The organism is Shewanella sp. 5_MG-2023 (assembly GCF_030547465.1).
In the GTDB taxonomy this organism is placed as follows: domain Bacteria; phylum Pseudomonadota; class Gammaproteobacteria; order Enterobacterales; family Shewanellaceae; genus Shewanella.
In genome coordinates, this window is sequence record NZ_JAUORC010000020.1 from 91,442 (window position 1) to 102,474 (window position 11,033).

The following is an 11,033-nucleotide window of genomic DNA, read 5'->3' on the forward strand; positions in this document are numbered from 1 at the left end:
AGCTAGTGCGTCTAATTAGTACTTCCAAAATTTGGGGGCGAACAGTACCGCCACGGTAATGATTTCTAATCGCCCCAATAACATTCCAAAAGCCAGCGCCCATTTAGCGGTATCCGGTAAGCTGGCAAAATTACCCGCAGGCCCAATAACAGGCCCAAGACCTGGGCCGACATTAGTTACCGCAGTAATGGCGCCTGAAATACTGGTTACAGGATCTAAGCCTGTGAGCACCAAGGTCACCGCAAGTAATATAATCACAATCAAAAACAGCATGATAAAGGCCATAATTGAGCGAATAATATCATTATCAATGACGCGATGATTATAGCGCTTACTGACTACAGCTTGAGGATGGACTTGTTGAGTTAATTGCTGGAGCATGACTTTAAGTGAAATCTGAAAGCGAAATATTTTAATCCCACCAGAGGTCGAGCCGGAGCAGCTACCAGCAAACATCAGAAATAAAAAACTGATACTGGCAAAAGCGCCCCATGCCTGATAATCGGTTAAGCCATAGCCAGTCGTTGTAACCACTGAGATGACGTTAAACCCAGATAGGCGCATGGCGTCGTGCAGTGCCATATCTGATTTGAACCAAAGCCAAAAGCCAAGGGTTACCGACACCAAGATGATAAATTTTATAAAGCCTTTAACTTGTTCGTCATTCCATATCTTTAAGGTTTTTTGCTGAATGCTTTGTACAAACATCAGCAGCGGCAAGCCTCCTGCAGCCATAAACACAATTGCGACCCAATGGGCTGCTGGAGTAAAAGCTGACATTGAGCTATCAGACGTTGAATAGCCGCCAGTAGACAGTGTGGTCATGGCATGATTAATGGCTTCAAACCAATGCATCCCCGACAAGTGGTAGGCCAAGGCACATAACACGGTAAGCACAACATAGACCTCAAAAAGGTATTTGGCCATGTGTTGGGTCCGTGGAGTGGTTTTGTCGCTCCAGTCTGACGACTCGGTGCGAAACAGGCGCATACCACCGACATTGAGAAAAGGCAGAATGGCTACCGCCATGACAATAAAACCGATCCCACCAAGCCATTGTAATAGGGATCGCCAAATTAAAATGCTGTGGTCCATGTCGTCTAAGCCTGACAGCACAGTTGAGCCTGTGGTGGTGATGCCGGACATGGTTTCGAAAAAGGCGTCGGTATAGTTAATACCGTGGTAAAGGGTGAAAGGTAAGGCGGCAAATAAACTGACTACCAGCCAAGTCATGCTGGTGAGAAAAAACATATCGCGGATATTAAGGTTAACGTCGCTGCTGCGGCCAGCTTGAATACATAAAATCGCAACGAGGCCGCTAAACAACCCGGACATCATAAATGCGCCGATAGTTTCTTCATGATAAAACAGCGCAAAAGCCATTGGCACCAGCATGAAGCCAGTGAGAATAGATAAAAAAGCGCCAATGACAAACAGTAGCGGTTTTAAATTCAGCATAGTGCCATTATTGGTGACGCTAGAAGAAAAACGCGCTCGGTTGGAACAGCTTTTCTACATCGCCAATGAACTTTTTATTTACTAAAAATAGAATCACATGATCTCCTTCTTCAATGACGGTTTTATCATGACCCATAATCACTTCATCATTTCTAACGATAGCGCCAATGGTCGTTCCTGGGGGTAATTTTATGTCGCTGATTTGCTTGCCGACCACTTTTGAGGTGGAAGAACTGCCATGGGCAATGGCTTCGATAGCTTCAGCTGCGCCGCGACGTAATGAGTAAACATTACAAATATCGCCTTGGCGGATATGGGTCAGTAAGGCTGAAATGGTGGTTTGCTGCGGTGAAATTGCAATATCGATATTGGCTTCTTGGACAATATCCACATAGGCTTCACGTTGAATAAGCACCATGACTTTTTTGGCGCCCATTCGCTTAGCTAATAGCGCCGACATAATGTTAGCTTCGTCATCATTGGTGACAGCTATAAACACATCTGTTTGGTCAATGTGCTCTTCTTGCAGTAACTCTTGATCCGATGCATCACCGTTAAATACTGTGCAGTTTTCTAACCTTTCTGACAGGCTTTCTGCGCGCTCTAAACTGTGTTCAATGAGTTTGACTGAGTGCTTTTTTTGTAATCTTTTTGCAAGGCCATAACCAATATTACCACCACCGGCGATCATGATATTACGGTAAGAATTATCCAGCTTTTGCATTTCACTCATCACCGCTCGCACATGGCGGGTGTCGGCAACGAAAAACACTTCATCATCGGCTTCGATAATGGTGGTACCGCGGGGCATAATCGCTTTGCCTTTACGGAAAATAGCCGCGACCCGGGTATCAATATTCGGCATATGTTCACGCAGCGTTGCCAGCGCGTTACCCACTAATGGCCCACCATAATAAGCCTTAATGGCCACTAGGCTTAATTTGCCTTTAGCAAACTCGAGTACTTGCAGTGCGCCAGGGTATTGCACTAAACGTTCAATATAGGCGGTAACAAGTTGCTCTGGGGCAATCAATTCATCAATAACAAAGCCACCACGTAATTTGGTGTCACTGTTTTTAACTTCGGTATTGATGAACAATTTGTCGCGCTGCTCAAGGTAAGCTTCTGAGCGGATCCGGGCTATTTTGGTTGGGGTGCCAAATAAGCTGTATGCAATATGGCATGCAGCCATATTGCATTCATCACTATTGGTGACTGCAATTAGCATATCGGCATCTTCTGCGCCGGCCCTTTTTAAGGTGCTCGGGTGAGCACCATGGCCGATGACGGTTTGCAAATCGAATTTATCTTGTAAGTATTTAACTCTGGCGCGGTTATTATCCACTAAGGTGATGTCGTTATTTTCACCGACGAGGTTTTCAGCCAGTGTGCCGCCAACTTGGCCTGCGCCCAAAATAATAATTTTCATTGCTGTGCGGGTATCCCTACTAAACGAGCTTAAAGCGCTTTAACTAAACGTGCGTAGTAAAAGCCATCACAATTGTTTTGGCCTGGTAGCAATTGCCAACCAATATCATCAGCAGATGATTGTTGGGCGATTGGTACTAATGTCGCATCGCTTGTTCTTTGTAAAAATTGCTCTATTTGCTGGCTGTTTTCTTCTGGCAAAATTGAGCAAGTGGCATAAAGGATGGTGCCGCCGGGTTTCAGCCATTTCCAGCAATGATCAATGATTTGTTGTTGCAGTAAAGCCAGTTCATCAATATCACTGTTTTTACGTAGCCACTTAATGTCAGGGTGGCGACGAATGACACCGGTTGCAGAGCAAGGGGCATCTAATAAGATCCTGTCAAACTTTTCACCTTGCCACCAAGTATCAATATTGGCTGCATCACCATGAATAACTTGCGCTTTTAATTGTAATCTGTCCAGATTTTGTTGCACACGCTCTAAGCGTTTTTCATCAAAATCTACCGCGACTAGACTAATGTTTGGCGCAGTTTCTATTAGATGGCAGGTTTTTCCGCCGGGTGCAGCACAGGCATCAAGAACCAGTTCATTAGTTTCTGGTGCTAATAGCGTTGCTGCCCACTGCGCGGCCCCATCTTGTACTGAGGCTGAGCCTTCAGCAAAACCGGGTAATCGCATTACATCTGTTGGACTAGCAAGTAAAATCGCATCATCACTCGCACCGGCACTGGCTTCTACTTCTTGTTCAGCAAGTAGCGCTAAGTATTGCTCACGGGTTTGTGATAGCTGATTGTTGCGCAGCCACATTGGTGGGCGTTGATGGCTTTGCTCAATAACTTGTTGCCATTGATCTGGGTAGGCCGATTTTAGGCGTTTAATAAACCAAGCAGGAGTATTGTATTTCAGGGTGTCGTTGTCAGTATTTAGTGGTGCTTCTTTACGTTGAATATTACGAAGAACACCATTAACCACTTTAACTAAACCATCAAATTTCATTTGGCGGCAGGCTTCAGCGGTTTCTGAAATGGCCGCATGAGCAGGAATTCGAGTGAAGTAAAGCTGATAACAACCCACCAATAATAATTGGTGCAATATACGCTGCTTACCTTTAAAGGGTTTGCTTAAGCAGTCACTGACACATTTATCCAGTTGTGGCAGTTGACGCATTACGCCATAACAAAGTTCTGCTAATAGGGCTTTGTCTTTACCATTTTCGAGATGTTGTTGTTGATCTGGCAAGGCCACCGATAGTGAAATGCCTTTCTCAAGTACATTGAAAATGGCTTTGGCTGCGAGCGCTCTAACATTCATTATGGCTGTGCCTCATTGTCTTCTTTCGCGACTGGGTTAAAGTTTACCCCTGGGGCAAACCAGTCTGCGCGTGAGTTAAGAATATCTGCGACAGGCATTTGCTTTTTACCCGGTAATTGCATGACTTGTAGCTGCAAAGAGCCTTCGCCTGTAGCGACGGTGACACCTTGCTTATTGCTGTCTAGTACGGTACCAGGTGTGGCATTAGTGCCATTACTATCAACAGCATTGTTGTAACTCGCTTGCCATACCTTGATGGTATTGCCTTGGTGGCTAAAATGACTAGCTGGCCAAGGGTTAAAGGCGCGAATTTCTTGCCATAATTGTTTCGCAGGCTTAGTCCAATCTATTTGAGCTTCTTCTTTAGATAACTTTTCAGCATAGTTAGCTAAAGATTCATCTTGTTGTTCAGCAACGAGGGTGCCTTTGCTTAAACCTTCAAGCGCTTCTATTAACGCTGGCGGTCCTTGTTCGGCTAATTTGCTATACAAGGTTGCAGAAGTGTCGGTGTCTTCAATTTTAAGCGACGTTTTAAGTAACATGTCACCAGTATCTAAACCGATATCCATTTGCATAATCGTGACGCCAGTTTCGCTGTCACCAGCCCAAAGCGCGCGCTGGATTGGCGCGGCGCCACGCCAGCGAGGCAATATAGAACCGTGTACATTAATACAACCCAGTTTTGGCGTATCTAATACTATCTTTGGCAGGATTAATCCGTATGCAACGACGACCATAATGTCAGCGTTTAAGGCAGCAAGCTCTGCTTGGGCATCCTCTTTGCGTAATGATGGCGGCTGATATACAGGGATATCGTTGGCAACAGCAAGCTGCTTTACCGGGCTTGCTTGCAGTTTTTTGCCACGGCCCGCAGGTCTATCTGGCTGCGAATACACCGCAATCACATTGTGGTCGGAATTAATAAGTGCCTGCAAATGTAAAGCGGCAAAGTCTGGCGTGCCAGCAAAGATAATATTTAACGGTTTCAAATGGAGTCCTATGCTTCTTTTGCTTCTAAACGGGCTTCTTTCTCAAGTTTAGTCTTGATACGGTCACGTTTCATTTTTGACAAGTAATCGACGAACAACTTGCCTTTTAAATGATCCATTTCGTGCTGTAGACAGATGGCAAATAGCTCATCCGCTTCAACCGTAAACTCTTTACCGTGACGATCTTGGGCTTTTAAGGTAACAAATTCAGCACGATCAACTTTAGCGTAAATGCCCGGAACCGAAAGACAGCCTTCTTCATTAGTGAACTCGCCGCTTTTGCTGACAATCTCAGGATTAATGAAAATGGTCGGACGCTCAACTTCATCCTGCAGGTCCATCACAATTAATTGTTGATGGAAATCTACCTGAGTAGCCGCAAGTCCAATGCCTTTTTCCTCGTACATTGTTTCAAGCATGTTATCTATTTGGGTTTGCAAAACCTCACCAAAATCGGTGACAGGCTTAGCAACTGTGCGTAATCTTTCATCTGGAAAACGTAAAACTTTTAATAATGGCATATATAAACTCTTAACAAGTCTGTCAAATTTCAGCCAGTTAGCTATACTGGCTTGGTTAATGGGTTAATTTTAATCCTTACTGACTATCAATAACAGCAAAAGCTCTAATAAAGAGCTAAACACATGGAATGAACCATGAAACGGATATTTTTACTCGCGTTTTTGACACTAAGTACCATAGCCTCAACCTTGGTTTTGGCTGATAAATTAACATTAAAGTCTGGTCACCCCGATTCATATATCGTTAAAAAAGGCGATACGCTGTGGGATATATCAGCCTTTTTCTTAGACGATCCTTGGCGTTGGCCTAAATTATGGGGCGCAAATCCACAGATTGCGAACCCGCATTTAATTTATCCTGGCGATCGACTCACCTTAGTGTTTATCGATGGACAACCACGGTTAGTATTAAAGCAGCATATCAAAAAAGGCCCTGAAGGGCGCATTAGCGACAAAGGTGGTCCAATCCCTGCTATTGATTTATCACTGATCCAGCCTTATTTGGTGCAAAACCGAATCGTAGACCCAGAATGGCTTGATGGCTTGCCAATGATCCTTGCTGGTGAAAGTCCATCTCGTCATCATACAGTAGGAGATGTGGTTTATATTAATGCCAATTTACCTGTTGGTGAAAAGCTGGCGGTATACCAAGAAGGTAGAGAGTTTTTTGATAAAGAAAATAGCGAGTTACTAGGGCAAGAAATTATTTTGACTGCCAGTGGTCGAGTGATTGAATCTGGCGACATTTCAAAAGTGCAATTACTGAGTAACTTACGCGAATCGAAAGCCGGTTTTAAAGTTGCACCGGTAGAAGATGAAGCGCTGATGTCAGCTTACTTTATTCCTAAAGCGGCGCCAGAGTCTGTGCCTGCTAACGTGTTAGCCATTGAGAAAGATATTCGTGAAGTTGGCAAGCTAGATATCGTTTATCTTGATAAAGGGGCTGTTGATGGTATCGACACCGGTCATGTGTTTGGTATTTATCGCAATGGTGAAACCATTGTCATCAATAGTGACGGCATGCCGGTATCAACCATTGATCGTAGTGCTTACGACAACTTAAAAGCCAAAATATCTGACGATAATGCTATTACCATGCCTGATATTTTCCATGGCAAGTTAATGGTGTTTAAAGTTTTCGAAAAGACCAGTATGGCGATTATTATTGCCAATGAACGTCCTGTGCGAGTTGACGATAAGTTAGTCACCCCTAAGACGACTGAGTTAAAAGGCGAGTAATCGATAATAAACTGGTCGACTGGCTAGTTGTTTGTGCAGTATCCGGGCTAGGACCCGCCCGGATTCAACAATTATTAACTCAAATGGATGTTGAGGAATTACGGCAACGTTTAGAGTTTGAAAAGCAGTCTTTGCCATTATCGGCAAAGCTGCTGTCTCAATGCCAAATTGATTTTGATAAAGTTGATTTGGCCATTGAGTGGCTTAATCTATCCCCGCAACATCACATTGTTACTTTGTCAGACCCTGACTACCCCGCATTACTGCAACAAATATCAGATCCTCCCGGAGTGTTATTTATTAAAGGCCAACTCGAAGCCTTGCTACGACCTTCAATTGGCATGGTGGGGAGTCGCAATGCATCCGTTGGTGGTTTGAATATGGCAAAGGCGTTAGCCACAGAGATGGTTCAGATGGGCTTTTCAATAACCAGCGGTATGGCGGCTGGGATTGATGGTGCAGCCCATAAAGGAGCAGTAGACAGTAATGGCGTAACACTTGCGGTATTAGGTACTGGTGTTGAATGTATTTACCCTAAACGCCATAGCAATTTGTATCACCAAATCCAGCATCAAGGTTGTGTACTGAGTGAGTTTTGGCCGCAGGTTGGCCCCTATGCAGGTAACTTTCCTCGGCGAAATCGCATTATTAGTGGTTTATCACTGGGCACGATTGTTGTGGAGGCAACGCGCAAAAGTGGCTCGTTGATCAGTGCGCGCTTGGCGATGGAGCAAAATCGAGAAGTGTTTGCAGTGCCCGGCTCGGTGCTCGGTGGCTATAACCAAGGTTGCCATGACTTGTTAAAAAATGGCGCTAAATTGGTAGAATGTGCAACAGATGTTGTTGAAGAATTGTCCGCATTGACGCAGTTTTACCTTGAAAATGTCGCTAATCGTCACCATATAGCAGATAATACAACAAATTTGCCATTTTCTGCGCTGTTAGCTAGTGTAGGTTATGAGGCTACTAGTTTAGATGCAGTAGTCGAGCATAGTGGAAAGTCGATAGATCTGGTGTTAGTTGAAATGCTTGAACTTGAATTACAGGGCCAGGTGGCACAAGTGCCTGGTGGTTACGTCAGATTAGAGAGGAGATAACCATGTTTGATATCCTCATGTACCTTTTTGAAAACTATGTTCATAGCGAAGTAGAGCTATTAGTTGACGAAGATGAGCTTACCAAAGAGTTAACCCGAGCAGGTTTTCATCAAGCAGATATTTTGAAAGCCCTGTCTTGGCTAGAAAGATTGGCTGATTTACAAGAAGGTGATAAACCTTACTTGTGCAATCATGCCCAGCAGTCATTCCGTATTTATACCAAAGATGAAATGGATAAATTGGATGTTGAGTGCCGTGGGTTTTTATTGTTTCTTGAACAAATCCAAGTGCTCAGTGTTGAAACCCGTGAAATGGTCATCGAACGGGTGATGGCGCTAGATGAAACCACCCTAATCTTGGAAGATTTAAAGTGGGTGGTGTTGATGGTGTTATTTAATGTACCAGGCAACGAGTCTGCTTATGAGCAAATGGAAGATCTTATTTTTGAACAGCCTGATGGGCGGTTACATTCTTAAGTCTTTAAACCTATTGTCATGAGTTAACTAAATAAGGAGGCTAGGCCTCCTTTTTTGATCGTCAGCTTGGCTATTTTGTCATCCCTGTGTAACCTGAATAGGGTGACACCTTTATGTAATATTGAGAGTAAAATGTCTAAAATCGATCAGCAATTGTTTACTGTGCACGAGCATGCTTTGGAGAAAGAGTTTGAACTCTGCCCAAAGTGTGGCTGTGAGTTGTCAGTTAAAAATAGTAAACATGGTGGATTCATAGGCTGTAATAATTATCCTACTTGTGACTTTACGCGGCCTCTAGTTCAACATGAGTCCATTGAAACTCAAGTGATAGAAGGCTCTGAATGCCCAGAGTGTGGCAATGAGCTGGCAGTTAAGTCTGGCCGTTTTGGTATTTTTATTGGCTGTACTCACTATCCACAATGTACTCACATTGAAAAACACGATCACGATGAAAATGCAGAGGTTATCAACTGCCCCCATTGTAAAAAAGGCCATTTAGAATCTCGTACCAGTCGCTTTGGTAAAACCTTTTTTGCCTGTAATACTTACCCTAAATGTAAGTACTTAGTGAATTTTCCGCCCCATAATGAATCTTGCCCTGAATGTAATTTTGGTATTTTAGTTGAGCGTAAGGGCGCAGCTGGAAGCCGTTTAGAATGCCCGCAGAAATCATGTAAATATAAGCGTCCAATATAACTTTTTTGACTCTATTCGCCTTATATCAGTATTTGTTCATATCCTTATTGTCTGTATAATTTATCGATAATTTATAAGATTAAAGGGTATTTCATGCAATTGTTGCATCCAACAGATGTTACTGAAGTGTTTGAGCAAGGAGAGGTGTTTGCTTATCCCACTGAAGCCGTTTATGGCCTTGGCTGCGATCCTGATAACCTATCAGCTATTCAAAAGTTACTTGAAATCAAACAACGTCCTTGGCAAAAGGGCGTTATCCTAGTTGCCAGCGACTATAAACAACTGCAGCCCTATATTGATGAATCACAACTCACAGAGGCACAACTTGCCTTTGCCTTTAGTAAGTGGCCAGGGCCTTTTACCTTTGTGATGCCAATTAAGTCAGAGGTTAGCCAATTATTATGTGGCGAGTTTGATTCCATTGCGGTGCGAGTTTCGGCTCATCCAGTGGTAAAAGCATTATGTGACGCCACTAATAAAGCCATTGTTTCAACTAGTGCTAATTTAGCCGGTCATGCGCCCGCACTGACCATAGCAGAAATTCAAGATACTTTTTCCACTACTGTTGCGGCTGTGATAACTGGTGATCTTGGTGCTCAGCGCCAGCCTTCAACCATTATCGATGCTCGTAGCGGCAAAATATTACGTAACGGACAGTAATTTAATAAAAATAATCGAATAAACAATAAGGAATTTGATATGGCAATGCCTGATGCCGCAGTCGTAAAGCAGTACCTGTTATCCCTACAAGCCAATATCTGTGCTGGTTTAGAAGCATTAGATGGAAAGGCCAGCTTTCAAGCGGAATCGTGGGAGCGCGCCGAAGGTGGTGGTGGCACCAGTAAGGTGATGACCGCAGGCCATGTATTTGAACAAGCTGGTGTTAACTTCTCCCATGTGATGGGCGCAGCAATGCCGGCATCAGCCACCGCGCATCGTCCAGAGCTAGCTGGACGTAGCTTTGAAGCTATGGGCGTGTCATTGGTTATCCATCCTAAAAATCCTTTTATTCCTACAACTCATGCGAATGTGCGCTTTTTTATTGCCCATAAAGATGGCGCTGATCCCGTATGGTGGTTTGGTGGCGGGTTTGATTTAACTCCTTACTATCCATTTGAAGAAGATGTGGTTTCATGGCATCAAACCTCGGCCGATATTTGCGCCCCATTTGGTGATGAGGTTTATCCCAAATATAAAAAGTGGTGTGATGAATACTTCTTTTTGCCTCATCGTAATGAAACCCGTGGGGTCGGTGGATTATTCTTTGATGATCTCAATGAGCCTGGTTTTGATAAGAGTTTTGAGTTTATGCAAGCCGTGGGTAATGGTTTCTTAACGGCTTATTCGCCGATTGTTGAGCGTAATAAAGATCTTGAATATAACGATGATGAGCGCCAGTTCCAACTGTACCGTCGAGGCCGTTATGTTGAGTTTAATTTGGTTTATGACCGTGGCACTTTATTTGGCTTACAAACCGGTGGTCGCACTGAGTCTATTTTGATGTCTATGCCGCCCTTGGTTCGCTGGGAGTATGGCTTTACCCCAGAAGAAGGCTCCCAAGAGGCGGAGCTATACGAGCGCTACCTTAAACCACAAGATTGGTTGAAGCTGGAAAGCTAGCTTTAAATGAGTCGGTATAATTTAGTCGACAGATTGGTGTCGGGGCGGAATCGATTCTAATGTCTATGCTTCATCATTAGTTCGCTGGGAATATGGCTTTACCCCAGAAGAAGGCTCCCAAGAGGCGGAGCTATACGAGCGCTACCTTAAACCACAAGATTGGTTGAAGCTGGAAAGCTAGCTTTAAATGAGTCG

Annotated in this window: 11 protein-coding genes and 1 pseudogene; 7 read left to right on the top strand and 5 right to left on the bottom strand. The window is 43.9% G+C overall.

All coding sequences use genetic code 11. The features are described 5' to 3' along the window. Window positions 1–15: 15 nt before the first annotated feature. Genes Q4557_RS13315 through def form a run of 5 tightly spaced genes read right to left on the bottom strand, consistent with a single transcriptional unit; the run spans window position 16 to window position 5,710 of the window. The gene (locus tag Q4557_RS13315) at window positions 16–1,458 is read right to left on the bottom strand and encodes a TrkH family potassium uptake protein (protein WP_303413291.1); all 1,443 of its coding nucleotides are present in this window, start codon (window positions 1,456–1,458) and stop codon (window positions 16–18) included. A 19-nt stretch (window positions 1,459–1,477) separates the two neighbouring features. Then, window positions 1,478–2,887: a Trk system potassium transporter TrkA gene (trkA, locus tag Q4557_RS13320; protein ID WP_076541730.1), complete on the bottom strand. Its 1,410-nt coding sequence runs from the start codon at window positions 2,885–2,887 to the stop codon at window positions 1,478–1,480. A gap of 29 nt (window positions 2,888–2,916) precedes the next feature. Then, window positions 2,917–4,200 carry a 16S rRNA (cytosine(967)-C(5))-methyltransferase RsmB gene (gene rsmB / locus Q4557_RS13325; RefSeq protein WP_303413294.1) on the bottom strand — a complete coding sequence of 428 codons (1,284 nt, stop codon included), beginning with the start codon at window positions 4,198–4,200 and terminating at the stop codon, window positions 2,917–2,919. Beyond that, entirely contained in the window at window positions 4,200–5,189 is a 990-nt protein-coding gene (gene fmt / locus Q4557_RS13330; protein ID WP_102475875.1) for a methionyl-tRNA formyltransferase, read from the bottom strand. The genes rsmB and fmt overlap by 1 nt, the downstream gene beginning before the upstream one ends. Before the next feature lie 8 nt (window positions 5,190–5,197). Then, complete coding sequence (gene def, locus Q4557_RS13335; RefSeq protein ID WP_206747599.1) at window positions 5,198–5,710, bottom strand: peptide deformylase; 513 nt, start codon at window positions 5,708–5,710, stop codon at window positions 5,198–5,200. 135 nt (window positions 5,711–5,845) lie between these two features. Between def and Q4557_RS13340 the strand changes: the two genes are divergently transcribed. From Q4557_RS13340 to Q4557_RS13370, 7 genes and pseudogenes are all read left to right on the top strand, one after another. Then, the gene (locus tag Q4557_RS13340; protein WP_198589321.1) at window positions 5,846–6,949 is read left to right on the top strand and encodes a LysM peptidoglycan-binding domain-containing protein; all 1,104 of its coding nucleotides are present in this window, start codon (window positions 5,846–5,848) and stop codon (window positions 6,947–6,949) included. A gap of 83 nt (window positions 6,950–7,032) precedes the next feature. Continuing rightward, window positions 7,033–8,046, top strand: coding sequence for a DNA-processing protein DprA (gene dprA / locus Q4557_RS13345; protein WP_303413300.1), 1,014 nt, complete (start codon window positions 7,033–7,035; stop codon window positions 8,044–8,046). Between the two features lie 2 nt (window positions 8,047–8,048). After that, window positions 8,049–8,522: a DUF494 family protein gene (locus tag Q4557_RS13350; RefSeq protein ID WP_076541718.1), complete on the top strand. Its 474-nt coding sequence runs from the start codon at window positions 8,049–8,051 to the stop codon at window positions 8,520–8,522. Between the two features lie 132 nt (window positions 8,523–8,654). After that, the gene (locus Q4557_RS13355) at window positions 8,655–9,218 is read left to right on the top strand and encodes a type I DNA topoisomerase (RefSeq protein WP_303413303.1); all 564 of its coding nucleotides are present in this window, start codon (window positions 8,655–8,657) and stop codon (window positions 9,216–9,218) included. 93 nt (window positions 9,219–9,311) lie between these two features. Continuing rightward, entirely contained in the window at window positions 9,312–9,878 is a 567-nt protein-coding gene (locus tag Q4557_RS13360) for an L-threonylcarbamoyladenylate synthase (RefSeq protein WP_102436458.1), read from the top strand. A gap of 39 nt (window positions 9,879–9,917) precedes the next feature. Beyond that, window positions 9,918–10,838 (top strand): oxygen-dependent coproporphyrinogen oxidase, encoded by a 921-nt coding sequence (gene hemF / locus Q4557_RS13365; RefSeq protein WP_102475877.1) that lies wholly within the window; start codon window positions 9,918–9,920, stop codon window positions 10,836–10,838. Between the two features lie 47 nt (window positions 10,839–10,885). Next, window positions 10,886–11,019 (top strand): annotated as a pseudogene (locus Q4557_RS13370) (coproporphyrinogen III oxidase); the annotation flags it as partial. Between the last annotated feature and the right edge of the window lie 14 nt (window positions 11,020–11,033).